This window comes from Mycobacterium sp. pV006 (genome assembly GCF_041287115.1).
GTDB lineage: Bacteria > Actinomycetota > Actinomycetes > Mycobacteriales > Mycobacteriaceae > Mycobacterium.
On record NZ_JBGGKT010000006.1, the window covers coordinates 266,044 to 282,873 of the forward strand.

The following is a 16,830-nucleotide window of genomic DNA, read 5'->3' on the forward strand; positions in this document are numbered from 1 at the left end:
GACCGCTTACGTGGCGGCGTGGAATGCGTCGATCACGTCGGCCGGGATGCGGCCACGGGTGGACACGTTGTGGCCGTTGCGGCGCGCCCATTCGCGGATCGCGGCGCTCTGTTCCCGGTCGATGGCCGCGCGGCCCCGGCCGGTGCCCACCGCACGCCCGCGCCGGCGACCACCGACGCGACGGCCGGCCTCGACCCATTGCTTCAAATCGTTGCGGAGCTTCGCGGCATTCTTGGCGGAGAGATCGATCTCATAAGTCACGCCGTCGAGGCCGAATTCGACTGTCTCGTCGGCGGCGCCTTCACCGTCGAAATCATCAACCAGAGTGACGGTGACTTTTTTCGCCATTGCCCCACAGCCCTTCTTCGCTATCGGTCCCACACCCCGCACCAATGTGCCATAAAGGCGGGACCCATTTCAAACAACGCGAGAATCTGCGGTTCAGTTGCCGTGTCGGCGAACAATAGGGAACAAAACCGTGTCCCTAATCGACAGTCCGGTCAGCGCCATCAACAACCTGTCGACACCCATTCCGGTGCCCGTGGTCGGCGGCATGCCGTGTTCGAGAGCGGCCAGGAAATCCTCGTCCAGCGCCATCGCCTCGTCGTCACCGGCAGCGGCGGCCCGGGCCTGCGCCTCGAAGCGTTCCCGCTGGATGACGGGGTCGATCAACTCCGAATAGCCCGTGGCCAATTCGATGTGCCGCACGTAGAGGTCCCATTTCTCCGTGACACCGTCGATGCTGCGGTGCGACCGGGTCAGCGGGGTGGTCTCGACGGGGAAATCGCGGACGAACGTGGGCGCCCACAGTTTGTCGCCGACGGTGAACTCCCACAGTTCCTCGACCAATTTTCCGTGACCGTAGCCGCGGTCGCGCGGAATCTCGACACCGAGCCGGTCGGCGATCTGCCAGAGATGTTCGGCGGTGGTCTGCGGGGTGATCTCTTCGCCGAGCGCTTCGGACAAAGACGGATACATTTGAATGGAGTCCCATTCGCCGTCGAGATCATAGATCGAGCCGTCGGGCAAAGTGACCTGTCGCGTACCGATGGCCTCGTCTGCGACTTCCTGAATAATTTCGCGGGTGGTGATCGCGGAATCGTCGTAGGTGCCGTAGGCCTGATAAGTCTCGAGCATCGCGAATTCCGGGGAATGCGTGGAATCCGCACCTTCGTTTCGGAACACCCGATTCAACTCGAATACCCGGTCGAATCCGCCGACCACGCAGCGCTTGAGGAACAGTTCGGGCGCGATGCGCAGATACAGGTCGGAGTCCAGAGCGTTGGAGTGCGTCACGAACGGCCGCGCCGCCGCGCCGCCGGCCAGTGTCTGCAGCATCGGGGTCTCGACCTCGAGGAAACCGCGCCGCTCCAGCGCCGAGCGCAGGGCCCGCATCACGGCGATGCGCTGGCGGGCGACGGTGCGGGCCTCCGGGCGCACGATCAGGTCGACGTAGCGCTGCCGGACGCGGGATTCCTCGCTCATCTCCTTGTGGGCCACCGGCAGCGGCCGCAGCGACTTCGACGCCATCTGCCACGAGTCGGCGAGCACCGACAGTTCGCCGCGGCGTGAGCTGATCACCTCGCCGGCCACGAACACGATGTCGCCGAGGTCGACGTCGGCCTTCCACGCGTCCAGGGCTTCCTGACCGACTTGGTCGAGGCTGATCATCGCCTGCATCTGGGTGCCGTCACCTTCTTGCAGGGTGGCGAAGCACAGCTTGCCGGAGTTGCGCGCGAAGATCACCCGTCCGGCGACCCCGACCTGCTGCCCGGTCTTGGTGTCCGCCGCGAGGTCCGGGTAGGCCGCGCGCAGCTCGGCCAGTGTGTGGGTGCGGTCCACCTCGACCGGATACGGGTCGCGTCCCTCGGCGAGCAGGCGCTCACGTTTGGCCTGCCGGATACGGAACTGTTCCGGGAGGTCCTCACGCGGGTCGGAGTCAGAATCAGAGGAGGTCACGACGTGCCAGCTTAAATGAACAGGTGACCGACACCGGCAACGCGCTGATCGACCCGGCGCCACTGCGCGCGCTGGCCCGGCAACCGCTGGAGCCGGGCACCAAGGGTGTGCCGCCGTACTGGTGGGGCCGCAGTCCCGCCGAGGTGCTCGCCGCCGACCCGCGCCTGTTCGAGGAGGGCGTGTTCGGCCCGGTGTGCATTCTCGATGCCGACGCACTGGCCCACAACCTCGCGGTGATGGCGCGCTGGTGCACCGACCGCGGCGTCGAGCTGGCTCCGCACGGCAAGACCCACATGGCGCCCCAACTGGCGGCCCGACAGCTCGCGGCCGGGGCATGCGCGGTCACCGTGGCCACCATCGGTCAGGCCGCGACCTACCACGCGTTCGGGGTGCGCCGGCTGATCCTGGCCAACGAGCTGGTGGACGCGGCCGGGTTGCGCTGGCTGGGCGCCGCGATGGACGCCGACCCGGCTCTGCAGGTGCTGTGCTGGGTGGACTCGGTGGCCGGGGTGGAGCTGATGACCGCGGGGTTGGCCGGCGCCCGGCGACCCGTGGACGTGTGCGTCGAGGTCGGTCTGCCCGGTGGACGGACCGGCTGCCGAAGCGACGGCGACATCGACGCCGTCGCGCGCGCAGCGGCCGCATCGCCGCGGCTGCGCCTGGTCGGTGTCGCGGGCTATGAGGCCGCGCTCGGCCACGGCCGCGGCGGCGACGCGCTGGCGGTGGTGCGTGATCATCTGGCGCAGGTGCGGGCGGCAGTGCTGCGGTTGGCGCCGCTGTTCGAGACCGGGCGGGTGGTGGTCTCCGCGGGCGGCAGCACGTATTTCGACGCGGTCGCCGACATGCTCACCGACTGGCCCGGCGCGCTGTCGGTGCGCACCGTCCTGCGCAGCGGCTGCTACCTGACCCACGATCACGGCCTGTACGCGCGGACCTCGCCGCTGCCCGATCTGCTGCGGCCCGCGTTGTCGGTGCACGCGCAGGTGGTGTCCTGTCCGGAGCCGGGTCGGGCGATCCTGACGATGGGCCGCCGCGATGTGGCGTTCGACCAGGATCTGCCCGTCGCGCTGGACCTGCCGGGCAGCTCGGTGGTCAAGCTCAACGACCAGCACGCCTACCTGCAGACGGGTCCGGCAGAACAGGTGACGGTGGGCCGGTGGTTGCGGTTCGGGATCTCGCATCCGTGCACCGTGTTCGACAAGTGGCGGGTGCTCTGCGAGGTCGATTCCGACGGACGGGTGGTCGACCTCATCCGGACGTTCTTCTAGCCCCTCAGCGCGAAACCTTGTTCTTGGCACGCTGATTGCGTTCGAACACCAGCCGCAGACCGTCGAGCGTCAGATGACGGTCGTAGTGCTCGACGGTGCGCAGGTCCGGCAGGACCAGCGGGGCGCTGTGCCCGGTCGCGACCACCGCGACGTTGTCCCCGCCGAAACCATCGACGTCGTCGCGCACCCGGCTGACGAGGCCGTCGACCAGACCGGCGAAACCGAACACCGCGCCGGCCTGCATGCACTCCACGGTGTTCTTGCCGATCACCGAGCGCGGACGGGTCAGTTCGACGCGCCGCAACGCGGCCGAGCGGGCCGCGGCCGCGTCCGAGGAGACCTGGACGCCGGGTGCGATGGCACCACCGAGGAACTCTCCCTTGGCCGAGACCACGTCCACGCAGATCGACGAGCCGAAGTCGACGACGATGGCTGCCCCGCCGAACTTCTGGTAGGCGGCAAGGCAGTTCACGATCCGGTCGGCGCCGACTTCCTTCGGGTTGTCGACCAGCAGCGGGATGCCGGTGCGCACGCCGGGTTCGATCAGCACGTGCGGGACGGCCGGCCAGTACTGCTCGAGCATGACCCGCACCTCGTGTAGCACCGAGGGCACCGTGGACAGGCCGCACGCACCGGTGAGCCGCTCGGAGTCGTCACCGATGAGCCCGTCGATGGTCAGCGCCAGTTCGTCGGCGGTGACCTCCGGTTCGGTGCGGATCCGCCAGTGGTGCAGCACTTTCGCGTGCTGGCCGATCCCGGAGACCAGCCCGACCACGGTGTGGGTGTTGCGAACGTCTATCGCGAGCAGCACAAGCTCACCTGGGCGCCAGCAGACCGGCGGCGTCGGCCGGCACGGCTGCCGGGTCGTCGCCGAGGTCGACCTGCCGGTTCTCGCTGTCGACGAAGACCACCCGGGGCCGGTAGCTGCGCGCCTCCGCGTCATCCATCACGCCGTAGGCGATCAGGATCACCAGGTCGCCAGGATGTACGAGATGTGCTGCGGCACCGTTGATCCCGATGACACCGCTACCGCGTTCACCGGTGATCACGTAGGTCACCAGGCGGGCGCCGTTGTCGATGTCGACGATGGTGACCTGCTCGCCCTCGATGAGGTCGGCGGCGTCCATCAGGTCGGCGTCGACAGTCACCGAGCCGACGTAGTGCAGGTCGGCCTGCGTCACCGTGGCGCGGTGGATCTTGGACTTCAGCATGGTCCGAAACATCAGTTCCTCCAGGGCAATTGATCGTCGGCGGTATTGGGGTGACCATCGATGCCCGCGCTGGCACCGATGTCGATAGCGACGTTGTCGAGCAACCGGGTGCGACCCAGCCGCGCGGCGACGAGCATGCGGGCCGCGCCGCGTTCGGGTGCGGGTCCCAGCCCGGGATCACGCACCTCCAGATAGTCGAGTTCCAGTTCGGGCACCTCGTCGAGGACGGCGCGCGCCGCGTCCAGCGCCGCGGCCGCCCCGCCGCCGGCGGCGTACACCCCGGCCAGCAGCGCCGCCGACAGCGCACCGGCCTGCTCGCGCTGTGCGGTGTCGAGGTAGCGGTTGCGCGACGACATCGCCAGACCATCGGGTTCGCGCACCGTCGGCACCCCCACCACCTGGATTCCCAGATCGAGGTCGGTGACCATCTGGCGGATCAGCGTCAGCTGCTGATAGTCCTTCTCACCGAAGTACGCGCGGTCTGGGCGCACCACGTTGAACAACTTGAGCACCACCGTCAGCACACCCGCGAAATGTGTTGGGCGCACCGCACCTTCGAGCTCGTCGGCGAGCGGGCCGGGCAGCACGGCGGTGCGTTTGCCGTCGGGGTACATGTCGTTCTCGGTCGGGGTGAACGCGATCTGCACACCTTCGCCGCGCAGCGCGGCCAGGTCGTCGTCGAGTGTGCGCGGATACGCGTCGAGATCCTCGCCGGCGGCGAACTGCAACGGGTTGACGAAGATCGACACCACCACCACCGCGCCGGGCACACGTTTGGCGGCGCGGATCAGGCTCAGGTGGCCGTCGTGCAGCGCACCCATCGTGGGCACCAGCACGATCCGCCGGCCGGTGGTGCGCAGCGCCCGCGTCACCGCCGCCACGTCGACGGGCCGCGAGTACACGTTGAGTTGGTCGGGCACGAACTTCGGGGTTTTCCCGGGCATCATCACTGTCCTGCTTCCGCGAGCACGTCGAGAACTTCCTGGGGTGCGTGCGCCCGCCTGGCGGTGCGCAGTGCGTTGGCCCGGTAGGCCTGCGCCACTTCGGGATCGGCCTCGGTGAGGGCCTGCAGGTGCCGGGCCACCGCCGCGGCGTCGCCCCGGGCGACCGGCCCGGTCAGCGCGGCCTGTCCGCGCTGCAGCGCATTGTCCAGGGAGGCGCGCGCCAGCGGGCCGATGATCCGCTCGGCAACCCCACCGGGATTGTCGTCGATCAGCTGCTGTCCCAACAGTTCCTGGCCCCACAGCGCCACGCGCAGCGCCTCGACCGCGTCGAGCACCACGGTGACCAGATGGTTGGCCGAGTGGGCCAGTGCGGCGTGATAGAGGGTGCGGGCGTCCTCGCGGACCCGGAACGGTTCGCCGCCGATCTCCAGGACCAGCGATTGTGCGATGGCGTAACCGATCTCGTCGGCCGCGGTGATGCCGAAGCAGGTGCCGCGCAGGCGGTCGACGTCCTCGTCGGTACCGGCGAAGGTCATCGCGGGGTGGATCGCCAGCGGCAGGCAGCCCTGCTCGGTCAGCGGGGCGAGCACCGCGACGCCGTTCGCACCGGAGGTGTGGGCGACGATCGTGTTGGGCCGCACCGCACCGGTGGCGGCCAGACCTTGGACCAGCGCGGCGAGTTCGGCGTCGGGCACCGCCAGCAGCAGCAGTTCCGCGCGACTCGGCACCTCGTCGACCGGCAGCACCGCGGTGTCGGGCAGCCATCGCTGCGCGCGGCGGCGCGACTCGGCCGAGACCGCGCTGCACGCGGCCACGACGTGGTCGGAGCGTTCCAGCGCCGCGCCCAGTGCGGTGCCGACGCGGCCGGCGGATATCACTCCGATCGTGAGGCGGGCGGGACGCAGCCCGTCATGCGGAGCGTCGGCGCCGGCCGGTGACTGCACCATCGCAGACGACCTCGCAGATTCTGATTCGTTCGTTCCGGTCCCGAGCGCGGGTACCGGACGGTCGCTGACGAGCCTAACTCACTCCTCGCGACGCCTGCGGCGCCCGCCCGGCGACGGCGAGGCCTGCAGCCGCGCCAACAGCTCGGCCACCGACTGTCCCCCGGTGTGCGCTCCGCCGCCGTCGTCCTCGGGCTCCGGTGCCGGTTCGGCAGGAGGTTCGGGCGCGACGTCCGGTGCGACGTAGTGGCGGCCGGCCGCCGGGGCGGCATCGTCACGGCGACGCCGCCCGACGTACTCGGACGGCGGTTCGGGCGCCGGCTCCCACTTCGGTGGCGGTGGTGGGGGCGGCGGGGCGGGGGGCGCGGGTGGCGGGGTGGGCGGCAGCCACGGCATGTGAGTTTCGGGGGCCGGCGGCGGCGGGGGCGGCGCCCACCGCGGCGGCGGCTCGGACTCGTCACGGTACCGGCGACGACGGCGCGGCTCCTCGGCGGGTGCCGGCTCCTCCTCGGGAGGCTGCGGGACCGCGGACACGTCGATGATCGGGCTCTCCACCGTGTCGGGCGGGCCGGGGTCGAGGTCGGGTGCGGGTTCGGCGGTGTCGACCCGGCTGCTGCTGACCCGCCCGGTGGTGTCGGCGCTCGGCGTCCACTCCTCCAGCGCCGGGGCACCGCCGCGCTCGCCGCCGATGGCGCGGTGGTGCGAGAGATCGGTGTCGAACAGGTACTCGAGATTGGCGCGCAGCGCCGCCAGTTCGGCGCGCAGCGCGGCCACCTCGTCGGCGGACTGCTCGCGCAGTTCGGCGGCCAGTTCCCGGCGCAGGTGAGACTCGACGGTCAGTTCATATTCGCGGCGCGCGGAGATCTCACGTTCGAGCTGCAGGTCGTAGACGAGCTTGAGGTCGCGCACCTTGGCCTGGTCGCTGTCGGACTGCCGGCGGTAGATCACCGACACGAACGCGGCCACGACCGCGGCCCACAGCGCGAGGATCACGGCCAGCTTGAGCAGTTCCACGCGGTTGGTGAACACGAGCGCCGAGCTGGCCGCGATGGCCAGCACCAGCAACACCGTCATCAAGATCCAACCCGGCCTTCGACCGCTGCGCCGAAGCCGGGCGCCGCGGGTCGGATCGATCATGGGCCGACTGTACCTGCCACTGGTCGTCTGGCGTGTCGACCGTCACGGCGATTCGACCGGCACCGATTCAGTTGTGCGCGGCGTCGGCGTCGCTCGGGGCGTCGTCGGGCGATTTGCAGCAATGCTGCAGCCACAACGCGGCGATCACCAGCACCAGCGCGCACAGGGCGGCCACCACGACCCCCGGCGTGTCCTCGGCGGCCACCCGCAACGTCGCGCGGCGCGGCAGCAGATAGACCGCCACGCCGACCCACCAGCCCAGCACCACACTGCCCATCCACGCCGACGCCTTGGCGATCACCACCGACCGCGCCACCGCGAGCGGATGCAGCCGATTCACCCCGACCCCGATGTCGCCGTCACGGATGCGGGCTCGGACGTAGAAGCCCCAGCCGGCCACGGCGACGGCGACCCCGAGCAGGGACATCCCCGTCCACAACGTGATCGGCGGGAACCACCGGTAGAGGATGCGCACCACCAGGTAGGCGACGACGGCCACCGCGGCGACCGCCGCGGCCAGGTCGCGGGCCTTGGTCGGACCCATCAGCGGATCACCAGCGTGAAATCGGTCCGTCGTACACCCGCGCGCTCGGCCGGGTCCAGCGCGGCCAGCAGCGTCGCCACGTCGGCGTGCCCGCCGTCGTGGGTGAGCGAGGCGTCGGGCTCCACCGCCAGCCACGGCACCAGCACGAACGCCCGCTGGTGGGCGTACGGGTGGGGCAACGTCAGGACGTCGTCGGCGACGGTGACCTCGATCCCGTCGGCACGGACCGTGACGAGGTCGACGTCGAGCGTCCGCGGCCCCCAGTGCTGGGTGCGGGTGCGTTGCGCGGCGTCCTCGATGTCGTGTGCCAGCCGCAGCCAGCCGTGCGCGTCGCGGCCGGGGTCCTCTGCCAGCACCACCGCGTTGAGGAACGGTCCCTGTTCGACACCACCCCAGGCGTCGGTCTCGTACACCGGGGACACCGCACGCGCCGCGGCGCCCAGGGCGTCGACGACCGACTGCAGATGGGCCAGTCGGTCCCCGAGGTTCGACCCGATCGAGAGCACGGTGGAGGTCACGGCGCGCCTCGTTCGCGGCGGGCGACCACCGCCACGTCGGCGAAGTCCAGCGGGATCGGCGCCGACGGCTTGTGCACCGTGACCTCCACGGCGTTGACGCGCTCGTCGGCCAGGACACCGTCGGCGATCTCGGCGGCGACGGTCTCGATGAGTTGGCGGGGCTGCCCGGCGATCACGGCGGCGGCCTGCTGGGCCAGCGCGCCGTAGTCCAGGGTGTCGGCGAGGTCGTCGCTCGCAGCAGCCGGACGCAGGTCCATCCACACCGTGATGTCGACGACGAAGTCCTGGCCGTTGCGGCGTTCGTGGTCGAACACGCCGTGGAAGCCGCGTACCCGCAGCCCGCGCAGCTCGATGCGGTCGGTCATGCGTGCTCTCCTGCCTCCTGCCAGGCGGCGGTGACGGCCAACGCGTCGACGGAGGCGCGCACGTCGTGCACCCGAACCCCCCAGGCGCCGTGCCATCCGGCCAGCGCGGAGATCACCGCGGTGGCGGTCTCCCGTCCGTCCGGCGGGCGCGGCGTGCCGTCGGGGCCGGCCAGCAGCGTGCCCAGGAACCGCTTGCGTGACGCCCCGACCAACACCGGGATGCCGGTGGCGACGAACTCGGGCAGCGCGGCCAGCAGCGCCCAATTGTGTTGTGCGGTCTTGGCGAAACCCAGGCCGGGGTCGATGATCAGCTTGGCCGGATCCACCCCGGCCCGCACCGCCTCGTCGACCGCGGCCAGCAGTTCGTCGCGCACCTCGGCGACCACGTCGCGGTAGTCGGGTACGGCGTGCGGCCGTTCCCGGCCGACCGAGCGCCAGTGCATCAGCACCCACGGCACCCCGGTCTCGGCGACCACCCGCACCATGTCGGGATCGGCGCGGCCCCCGGACACGTCGTTGACGATCGCCGCTCCGTTGGCCACGGCCGCTTCGGCGACCTTGGCGTGCATGGTGTCGATGCTGATGGTGATCGCTTGCTGGGCAAGCTCTTTGACGACCGGCAGCACCCGCGCGGTCTCGACGTCGGCGTCGATGCGCACCGCGCCGGGGCGGGTGGATTCGCCACCGACGTCGACGATCCCGGCGCCCTGGGCCACCAGGGCCGCACCGTGCTCGATCGCGCGGTCGCGGTCGAGGAACAAACCGCCGTCGGAGAACGAGTCGTCGGTGACGTTGACCACGCCCATCACGGTCACGCGCGGCGGCGCAGACGGCGGTATGTCGGCGAGGTTCACTTTCGCAGGATCAGTTCCAGAGCTTCGGCGCGAGATGCCTTGTCGGTCTTGAATTGTCCGCGCACCGCGGAGGTGGTGGTGACCGCACCGGGTTTGCGGATGCCGCGCATCGCCATGCACAGGTGCTCGGCCTCCATCACCACGATGACGCCCCGCGGATCCAACCGGCGCATCAGCGCGTCGGCGACCTGCGCGGTGAGCCGTTCCTGGACCTGCGGACGCTTGGCGTACAGGTCCACGACGCGGGCCAGCTTCGACAGGCCGGTGACGCGACCGTCCTCACCGGGGATGTAGCCGACGTGCGCCACACCGTGGAACGACACCAGATGGTGCTCGCAGGTGGAGTACATCGGGATGTCCTTGACCAGGACGAGTTCGTCGTGCTGCTCGTCGAACATCGTGGTGAGCACGTCGTCGGGATCGGTGTAGAGCCCGGCGAAGATCTCGCGGTAGGAACGGGCCACGCGAGCCGGGGTGTCGACGAGCCCTTCCCGGTCGGGGTCCTCACCCACGGCGATCAGCAGTTCGCGGACGGCGGCCTCGGCGCGCGCCTGGTCGAACTCCGCGAAACTCACCGAGGACGAGTTGTTGTGCGACCGCGTCATCGAAGCCTCCATTCAGTTGTCGGCAGGGCTAGTCCCGGCGCGGTGCGTCGTTGCGCCCGGAATCCCTGCCCGTGTCGTGACCAGGCTCAGTCTGGCCCGGGTACGGCTGCGGTTGGTACGGCGGGTAGGGCGGCTGCGGTGCGGCCTGACCCCATCCCGACGGCGGGTACCAGTACCCCTGCTGCTGGTGCGGCGGGGCGCCGTGCGGCTGCGGCTGCGGTCGGTGCTGTGGCGGCGGCTGCTGTTGCGGATGCTGCGGGGACGGCGGCCAGCCCGGCGCGTGCCAACCGGCGGGTGCGCCGTAGTCGGGCTGAGTGGGTCCGGCGGGGGCGCCGTTGGTGCCACCGTTCTTCGCGGCCGCCTCGGCGGCTTCCCTGGATGCCTGCGCGATCGCGGTCTTGAACGCCGGCTCGGGCACCGGTTTGGGCCACGGCTCGCCGCGTTCGATCGCCAGTTCGCCGGGCGTCTTGATCGGCGGCTTGTCCGACGGGATCCGGCCGCCGAAGTCGTCGAACATCGTCAGCCGCGGCCGCTTCTTGACGTCGGCGAAGATCTTCTCGAGCTCGTTGCGGTGCAGCGTCTCCTTCTCGAGCAGCTGTCCGGCCAGCGTGTCGAGCACGTCGCGGTACTCGGTGAGGATCTCCCACGCCTCGGTGTGCGCGGCCTCGATGAGCTTGCGGATCTCGTCGTCGATGTCGCGGGCCACCTCATGGCTGTAGTCGGCCTGGGTGCCCATGGTGCGGCCCAGGAACGGGTCACCGTGCTCGGTGCCGTAACGCACCGCGCCCAGCTTGGAGCTCATGCCGTACTCGGTGACCATGGCGCGGGCGATCTTGGTGGCCTGTTCGATGTCGGACACCGCACCGGTGGTGGGCTCACGGAACACGAGTTCCTCGGCGGCGCGGCCGCCCATCGCGAACACGAGCCGGGCGATCATCTCCGACCGGGTCATCAGGCCCTTGTCGTCCTCCGGGACGGCGACGGCGTGGCCGCCGGTGCGGCCGCGGGCGAGGATCGTGACCTTGTAGATCGGTTCGATGTCGGGCATCGCCCACGCGGCCAGCGTGTGACCGCCCTCGTGGTAGGCGGTGATCTTCTTTTCCTGCTCGCTGATGATGCGGCTCTTGCGGCGCGGCCCGCCGACGACGCGGTCGACGGCCTCTTCGAGGGCAGCGCCGGTGATCACGGTGCCGTTCTCGCGGGCCGTCAGCAGCGCGGCCTCGTTGATCACGTTGGACAGGTCCGCACCGGACATGCCGACGGTGCGCTTGGCCAGCCCGTCGAGGTCGGCGTCGGGTGCGATCGGCTTGCCCTGGGCGTGCACCCGCAGCACCGCGCGGCGGCCGGCAAGGTCGGGGCTGGACACCGGGATCTGGCGGTCGAAGCGGCCGGGCCGCAGCAGCGCCGGGTCGAGGATGTCGGGCCGGTTGGTGGCCGCGATCAGGATGACGCCCTGCCGGTCGCCGAAGCCGTCCATCTCGACGAGCAGCTGGTTGAGCGTCTGCTCGCGCTCGTCGTGGCCGCCGCCGAGGCCGGCGCCGCGCTGGCGGCCGACGGCGTCGATCTCGTCGACGAAGATGATGCACGGGCTGTTCTGTTTGGCCTGCTCGAACAGGTCGCGCACGCGGGAGGCGCCGACACCGACGAACATCTCGACGAAGTCCGAACCCGAGATCGTGAAGAACGGCACCCCGGCCTCGCCGGCGACGGCGCGCGCGAGCAGCGTCTTGCCGGTGCCGGGCGGGCCGTAGAGCAGAACGCCGCGCGGGATCTTGGCCCCGAGCGCCTGATAGCGGCTGGGGTTCTGCAGGAAGTCCTTGATCTCGTAGAGCTCTTCAACCGCCTCGTCGACGCCGGCGACGTCGGCGAACGTGGTCTTGGGCATGTCCTTGGACAGCATCTTGGCCTTGGACTTGCCGAACCCGAAGCCCATGCGGCCGCCGGTCTGCATGCGGGAGAACATCACGAACAGGCCGACGAGCAGCAGCAGCGGCAGCATGTAGATCAGCAGCGTGCCGAGCATGCTGGACTGGTTGACGACCGTCTTGATCGTGACGTTCTTGTCCTGCAACGCCTCGAACAGCGGCACGCCGTACCCGGTGGGGTACTTCGTGATGATCTGGGTGTTGTTCTCGGTCTCGTCGTTGCCGTTCTTCAGTTCGAGACGCAGCTGCTGTTCGCGGTCGTCGATCTGGGCGCTCTCGACGTTGTCGCCGCTGATCTGCGCCATCGCGACCGAGGTGTCCACGGGGTGGAATCCGCGGGTGTCGTCGCTGAAGTAGAAGAACGACCAACCGAGCAACAGCACCACGGCGATCACCGTGAGCGTGCGGATCACATTCTTGCGGTTCATGAGGGGGTGCGGTTCATCGATGTGTACAGCCGGCGGGACGGGCCCGCCAACAAATCCTTCCAATATGCGCAGCTGGAATAGTCAAGGCTACCGCTAGACCAACGATTGGCAGTTCCCGGAGGGAAAGGGAGGTGGCTGTGCAGTCGCGCATGGTGCGCACCAACGGCGTCTCGCTGCGCGTGCTCGAGGCCGGCCGGCGCGGTGATCCGGTGGTGGTGCTCTGCCACGGATTCCCCGAGCTGGCGTTCACCTGGCGCCACCAGATCCCCGCGCTCGCGGCCGCGGGCTACCACGTTCTGGCGCCTGACCAGCGCGGATACGGCGGTTCGGACAAACCGCTGGACGTCCCGGCGTACTCCGTGGACCAGCTGACCGCCGACGTGGTCGGGCTGCTCGACGACGCCGAGGCCGAGCAGGCCGTGCTCGTCGGGCACGACTTCGGTGCAGTGGTCGCGTGGGCGGCGCCGTTGTTCGCTCCGGACCGAATCCGCGCGGTCGCGGGTCTGAGCCTGCCGCCGGTGCCCCGCCCGACGGTGCCGACCACCGAGGCCTTCCGCCGCATCTTCGGCGACGAGTTCTTCTACATCCTCTACTTCCAGGAGACCGGCCCGGCCGATGCCGAGCTGGCGCGCGACCCGGCGACGACGTTTCGCCGGCTGTTCGGGATGGGAACCGGCGGCGGCGAGGTCGCCGCCGAGCCCGAGGGTTTCCTCGACCGCCTCCCCGAACCCGGCGGTCTTCCCGACTGGCTGTCGCAGGAGGAGTTCGACGTCTACGTCGACGAGTTCACCCGCGGTGGCTTCACCGCACCACTGAACTGGTACCGCTGCTTCGACCGCAACTGGGAGCTGACCGCCCGCACCCCCGCACCCACGGTCGACGTCCCGGCGTTGTTCATCGGGGGATCCGCCGACCCCACGCTGGCCTACACGCCGCGCCATCGCGTCCGCGAGGTCGTGACCGGTGACTACCGCGAGGCGATGATCGACGGTGCCGGGCACTGGCTGCCCGAGGAAAGGCCGGACGACGTGACACGCCTGCTGATCGAGTTCCTCTCGGACGTACACCGCGCCTGACTACTCTGCCGTGCATGCCGATCTCGTCTCCGGTCCGCCGAGCCAGGGGCCTCGCCGCCGCCGTACTGCTGATCGCCGCGCTGACCGCGTGTGACGCCCAGGCCGGGCCGACCCCGTCGCCGAGTTCGGACAGCCGGCAGGTCACCGTCGTCGGGGAAGGGCAGGTGCAAGGCACTCCGGACACCCTGACGGTGAACGCGTCGACGGAGACACTGGCCGCGGATGCCACCACCGCGATGGAGGAGACCAACACGCGGGGTCAGGCCATCATCGACGCCCTGGTCGACCTCGGCATCGACCGCGCCGACCTGGCGACCACCGAAGCGAGCCTGCAGCCGCAGTTCGGCGGCGCCGACAACACCACGATCACCGCCTACCGGGCCACCAATTCGCTGAACATCAAGATCCGCGACCTGGCCAAGGCGTCCGACGCGATCGGGCTGGTGGTCAGCACCGGCGGTGACGCGGCGCGGGTCAACTCGATCAGCTACTCGATCGACGACGAATCCCAACTGGTCCGCGACGCGCGCGCCCGCGCCTTCGAAGATGCCGAGGACCGCGCGCGGCAGTACGCGCAGCTGTCGGGACTGACGCTGGGCAAGGTCATCTCGATCAACGAGGCCGGCGGACCGACCCCGCCGGTACCGATGACGATGATGCCCGACGCACCGCGCGCGATGGAGGCCGCCGTTCCGCTGGAGCCCGGTCAGCAGAGCGTCGGGTTCTCGGTGACGGTGATCTGGGAACTGGTCTGACGGCGTCGGCCGCCGAATGAACGGTTTCTGACGGATTTTCGCCGATTCCTGTCAGAAAGCGTGCGTTCGGCGACTCAGCCGGCCGGTTCGACGAGCACCGGGATGCCGTTGAGCACCGCGGTGCCCGATAGCGGATCCAGCGTCGCGCCGTCGTTGAGCTGATTGACGTTGACACCCGGGGTTCGTGCGGCGACCCGCTGCCCGGTGCCGGCGCGGTCGTGGCCCCAGCCGTGCGGCAGCGACACCACGCCGCGGCGGATGCCGTCGTCGAGTTCGACCGGCACCACGAGTTCGCCACCGGGCCCCTTCACCCGGGCGGTGTCGGAGACACCGAGTTCGGCGGCGTCGGCCGGATGCAGACGCAGCGTGCACCGGTTGGTGCCACCGGCCAGCGCGGGCAGGTTGTGCATCCAGCTGTTGTTCGACCGCAGGTGCCGCCGCCCGATCAGCACCATGCCGGCCGGGGTGGAGGCCAGGACCGTCCGCAGTCGTTCGGTATCGGCGACCAGCGCCGGCGGGGCCAGTTCGATGCGGTCCGACTCGGTGCGCAGGACCTCGCGCAAGCGCGGCTGCAGAGGGCCGAGGTCGATACCGTGCGGGGCGGCGAGCAGCCGGGCCAGGGTCAGCCCGTCGGCGCGCGCGCCGAATGCCTCGCCGTAGGCGCCCAGCCGCAGCATCATGTCCAGGCGGCGCTCGTAGCCGCGGCCCGGTGGCAGCTGCGCGACGAGCTCGTCGACCGGCCGCCCCGCGACCGGCGAGGCGGGGTCGGCGGTCTCCTTGGCCAGCGTGGTGGCGATGACCTGCTCGTCGACCAACGCGGGGTCGGCGTCCTGCCCGATTCCGTAGAGCGCCATGGTGATTCGCGACAGGATCTCGGCCTCGTCGGGGCGGTCGCGCAGCGGCAGCGCGGGCGGCGAGTAGCGCGCGTTGTTGCGGATCGCCAACCCATTGAGCGCGAAGTCGAAGTGCGGGCTGCGTGACGGGGCCGGAGGCGGGAGCACCACGTCGGCGTGGCGGGTGGTCTCGTTGAGGTACGGGTCGACGCTCACCATGAAGTCGACGCCGGCCAGCGCGCGGTCCAGGCGGTCGCCGTCCGGAGCCGAGAGCACCGGGTTGCCGGCGATGGTGATCATCGCCTTGATCTGCCCGTCGCCGGGCGTCTCGATCTCTTCGGAGAGAGCGGCCACCGGCAGCTCGGAGAGCACCTCGGGATAGCCCGACACCCGGCTGTGCCAGCGACCGGTGCGCCATCCACGACCGCCGCGCTGCGGGCGCGGCGCCGGCGCGGTGGGCGAGAGCGGGAACATCGCGCCACCGGCCCGGTCCAGGTTGCCGGTCAGCACGTTGATCACGTCGACCAGCCAGTTGCCCAGCGTGCCGAACTCGACGGTGGAGGTGCCCATGCGGCCGTAGACGGCGGCGGTCGGTGCGGCGGCCAGTTCGCGGGCGAGATGGCGGATGGCCTCGGCGTCGACGCCGCAGTGCGACGCGACCGCGTCGGGTGCGAAGTCGCGCGCCAGGTCGCGCAGCTCGTCGAGGCCGGCCACCTCGTCTGACAGGTGGCGCAGGTCGGTGAGGTTCTCGTCGAACAGCACGTGCACCACGGCGAACAGCAGTGCGGCGTCGGTGCCCGGGCGCGGCGCGATGTGCACGTCGGCCAGTTCGGCGGTGCGGGTGCGCACCGGGTCGATCACGACCAGACGGCCGCCGCGTCGACGCAGCGCGCGCAACCGGCCGCCGAAATCCGGGGCGGTGGCCAGGCTGCCGTTGGACACCAACGGGTTGGCCCCGATGATCACCAGGTGGTCGGTGCGGTCCAGGTCGGGCACCGTGAACGCGACCGGGTTGCCGAACATCAGCCCGAGGGCGACGTGCTTGGGCATCTGGTCGAGCGTGCTGGCCGAGAACACCTGCCGGGTGCCCAGCGCCCGGATGATCAGCGGCGGGTACAGCGCCCCGGCGACGGTGTGCGCGTTGGGGTTTCCGAGATAGACACCGACCGAGGTCCCTCCGTGGGTGGCGATGACGTCGCCGAGCCCGGCGGCCACGGCGGCGAACGCCTCGTCCCACCCGGCCTCGGTGAGCACGCCGTCCCGGCGGATCAGCGGTCGGTTCAGCCGGTCGGGGTCGTTGTCGAGTTCACCGAAGCTCGCCCCTTTGGGGCAGATGAACCCGGCGCTGAACACATCGTCGCGGTCGCCGCGCGCGGCGGTGACACGGTCGGTGTCGATGGTCAGCGTGAGCCCGCAGGTGGCCTCACAGAACGGGCAGATCCTCAGCGCGGTGTCGGCCATGCC

The 16,830-nt window shown here is 70.3% G+C and carries 17 protein-coding genes; 3 read left to right on the forward strand and 14 right to left on the reverse strand.

All coding sequences use genetic code 11. The annotated features are described in order from the left end of the window. Nucleotides 1–6: 6 nt before the first annotated feature. Together lsr2 and lysS are read right to left on the reverse strand one after the other, a co-directional pair. Nucleotides 7–348 carry a histone-like nucleoid-structuring protein Lsr2 gene (gene lsr2 / locus ACAG25_RS12295; RefSeq protein WP_370488717.1) on the reverse strand — a complete coding sequence of 114 codons (342 nt, stop codon included), beginning with the start codon at nucleotides 346–348 and terminating at the stop codon, nucleotides 7–9. Nucleotides 349–441: 93 nt separating this feature from the next. Beyond that, on the reverse strand, nucleotides 442–1,959 hold the full coding sequence (lysS, locus tag ACAG25_RS12300) for a lysine--tRNA ligase (protein WP_370488718.1): 1,518 nt from the start codon (nucleotides 1,957–1,959) through the stop codon (nucleotides 442–444). A gap of 23 nt (nucleotides 1,960–1,982) precedes the next feature. Here lysS and ACAG25_RS12305 point away from each other — a divergent pair, with 23 nt between their 5' ends. Then, on the forward strand, nucleotides 1,983–3,227 hold the full coding sequence (locus ACAG25_RS12305; RefSeq protein WP_370488719.1) for an alanine racemase: 1,245 nt from the start codon (nucleotides 1,983–1,985) through the stop codon (nucleotides 3,225–3,227). Nucleotides 3,228–3,231: 4 nt separating this feature from the next. On the opposite strand, the gene ACAG25_RS12310 is transcribed toward ACAG25_RS12305, so the two are convergent. The 11 genes from ACAG25_RS12310 to ftsH all read right to left on the reverse strand — a co-directional run bounded on the left by ACAG25_RS12310 (nucleotide 3,232) and on the right by ftsH (nucleotide 12,702). Beyond that, nucleotides 3,232–4,038: a type III pantothenate kinase gene (locus ACAG25_RS12310; protein WP_370488720.1), complete on the reverse strand. Its 807-nt coding sequence runs from the start codon at nucleotides 4,036–4,038 to the stop codon at nucleotides 3,232–3,234. Nucleotides 4,039–4,042: 4 nt separating this feature from the next. Next, a complete protein-coding gene (gene panD, locus ACAG25_RS12315) occupies nucleotides 4,043–4,450 on the reverse strand; it encodes an aspartate 1-decarboxylase (RefSeq protein ID WP_370488721.1) in 408 nt (135 codons plus the stop codon). Further along, on the reverse strand, nucleotides 4,450–5,385 hold the full coding sequence (panC, locus tag ACAG25_RS12320) for a pantoate--beta-alanine ligase (RefSeq protein ID WP_370488722.1): 936 nt from the start codon (nucleotides 5,383–5,385) through the stop codon (nucleotides 4,450–4,452). Before panC ends, panD begins: the two co-directional genes overlap by 1 nt. After that, nucleotides 5,385–6,329, reverse strand: coding sequence for a Rossmann-like and DUF2520 domain-containing protein (locus ACAG25_RS12325; protein ID WP_370488723.1), 945 nt, complete (start codon nucleotides 6,327–6,329; stop codon nucleotides 5,385–5,387). Before ACAG25_RS12325 ends, panC begins: the two co-directional genes overlap by 1 nt. A gap of 78 nt (nucleotides 6,330–6,407) precedes the next feature. Further along, entirely contained in the window at nucleotides 6,408–7,463 is a 1,056-nt protein-coding gene (locus tag ACAG25_RS12330; protein ID WP_370488724.1) for a DUF6779 domain-containing protein, read from the reverse strand. Nucleotides 7,464–7,530: 67 nt separating this feature from the next. After that, complete coding sequence (locus ACAG25_RS12335; RefSeq protein WP_370488725.1) at nucleotides 7,531–8,007, reverse strand: DUF3180 domain-containing protein; 477 nt, start codon at nucleotides 8,005–8,007, stop codon at nucleotides 7,531–7,533. Continuing rightward, the gene (gene folK, locus ACAG25_RS12340) at nucleotides 8,007–8,525 is read right to left on the reverse strand and encodes a 2-amino-4-hydroxy-6-hydroxymethyldihydropteridine diphosphokinase (protein ID WP_370488726.1); all 519 of its coding nucleotides are present in this window, start codon (nucleotides 8,523–8,525) and stop codon (nucleotides 8,007–8,009) included. The genes ACAG25_RS12335 and folK overlap by 1 nt, the downstream gene beginning before the upstream one ends. After that, nucleotides 8,522–8,890: a dihydroneopterin aldolase gene (folB, locus tag ACAG25_RS12345; protein ID WP_370488727.1), complete on the reverse strand. Its 369-nt coding sequence runs from the start codon at nucleotides 8,888–8,890 to the stop codon at nucleotides 8,522–8,524. Before folB ends, folK begins: the two co-directional genes overlap by 4 nt. Further along, nucleotides 8,887–9,696, reverse strand: coding sequence for a dihydropteroate synthase (gene folP / locus ACAG25_RS12350; protein WP_370488758.1), 810 nt, complete (start codon nucleotides 9,694–9,696; stop codon nucleotides 8,887–8,889). Before folP ends, folB begins: the two co-directional genes overlap by 4 nt. 44 nt (nucleotides 9,697–9,740) lie before the next feature. After that, nucleotides 9,741–10,349 carry a GTP cyclohydrolase I FolE gene (gene folE, locus ACAG25_RS12355; RefSeq protein ID WP_370488728.1) on the reverse strand — a complete coding sequence of 203 codons (609 nt, stop codon included), beginning with the start codon at nucleotides 10,347–10,349 and terminating at the stop codon, nucleotides 9,741–9,743. A gap of 28 nt (nucleotides 10,350–10,377) precedes the next feature. Beyond that, nucleotides 10,378–12,702: an ATP-dependent zinc metalloprotease FtsH gene (gene ftsH / locus ACAG25_RS12360; protein WP_370488729.1), complete on the reverse strand. Its 2,325-nt coding sequence runs from the start codon at nucleotides 12,700–12,702 to the stop codon at nucleotides 10,378–10,380. 149 nt (nucleotides 12,703–12,851) lie between these two features. On the opposite strand from ftsH, the gene ACAG25_RS12365 reads away from it, so the two are divergent. Beyond that, complete coding sequence (locus tag ACAG25_RS12365; RefSeq protein WP_370488759.1) at nucleotides 12,852–13,778, forward strand: alpha/beta fold hydrolase; 927 nt, start codon at nucleotides 12,852–12,854, stop codon at nucleotides 13,776–13,778. A gap of 14 nt (nucleotides 13,779–13,792) precedes the next feature. Next, the gene (locus ACAG25_RS12370; RefSeq protein WP_370488730.1) at nucleotides 13,793–14,533 is read left to right on the forward strand and encodes an SIMPL domain-containing protein; all 741 of its coding nucleotides are present in this window, start codon (nucleotides 13,793–13,795) and stop codon (nucleotides 14,531–14,533) included. 74 nt (nucleotides 14,534–14,607) lie between these two features. Here the strand turns inward: ACAG25_RS12370 and ACAG25_RS12375 are convergent, their stop codons facing one another. Beyond that, entirely contained in the window at nucleotides 14,608–16,827 is a 2,220-nt protein-coding gene (locus tag ACAG25_RS12375; RefSeq protein ID WP_370488731.1) for a molybdopterin-dependent oxidoreductase, read from the reverse strand. Nucleotides 16,828–16,830 lie beyond the last annotated feature (3 nt).

Excerpts from the sequence above, each read along its gene's own strand:
- lsr2 (WP_370488717.1), bottom strand. The coding sequence starts at position 348 with ATGGCGAAAAAAGTCACCGTCACTCTGGTTGATGATTTCGACGGTGAA.
- panD (WP_370488721.1), bottom strand. The coding sequence starts at position 4,450 with ATGTTTCGGACCATGCTGAAGTCCAAGATCCACCGCGCCACGGTGACG.
- panC (WP_370488722.1), bottom strand. The coding sequence starts at position 5,385 with ATGATGCCCGGGAAAACCCCGAAGTTCGTGCCCGACCAACTCAACGTG.
- ACAG25_RS12325 (WP_370488723.1), bottom strand. The coding sequence starts at position 6,329 with ATGGTGCAGTCACCGGCCGGCGCCGACGCTCCGCATGACGGGCTGCGT.
- ACAG25_RS12330 (WP_370488724.1), bottom strand. The coding sequence starts at position 7,463 with ATGATCGATCCGACCCGCGGCGCCCGGCTTCGGCGCAGCGGTCGAAGG.
- ACAG25_RS12335 (WP_370488725.1), bottom strand. The coding sequence starts at position 8,007 with ATGGGTCCGACCAAGGCCCGCGACCTGGCCGCGGCGGTCGCCGCGGTG.
- folB (WP_370488727.1), bottom strand. The coding sequence starts at position 8,890 with ATGACCGACCGCATCGAGCTGCGCGGGCTGCGGGTACGCGGCTTCCAC.
- folP (WP_370488758.1), bottom strand. The coding sequence starts at position 9,696 with ATGGGCGTGGTCAACGTCACCGACGACTCGTTCTCCGACGGCGGTTTG.
- folE (WP_370488728.1), bottom strand. The coding sequence starts at position 10,349 with ATGACGCGGTCGCACAACAACTCGTCCTCGGTGAGTTTCGCGGAGTTC.
- ftsH (WP_370488729.1), bottom strand. The coding sequence starts at position 12,702 with ATGAACCGCAAGAATGTGATCCGCACGCTCACGGTGATCGCCGTGGTG.
- ACAG25_RS12365 (WP_370488759.1), top strand. The coding sequence starts at position 12,852 with ATGGTGCGCACCAACGGCGTCTCGCTGCGCGTGCTCGAGGCCGGCCGG.
- ACAG25_RS12370 (WP_370488730.1), top strand. The coding sequence starts at position 13,793 with ATGCCGATCTCGTCTCCGGTCCGCCGAGCCAGGGGCCTCGCCGCCGCC.
- ACAG25_RS12375 (WP_370488731.1), bottom strand. The coding sequence starts at position 16,827 with ATGGCCGACACCGCGCTGAGGATCTGCCCGTTCTGTGAGGCCACCTGC.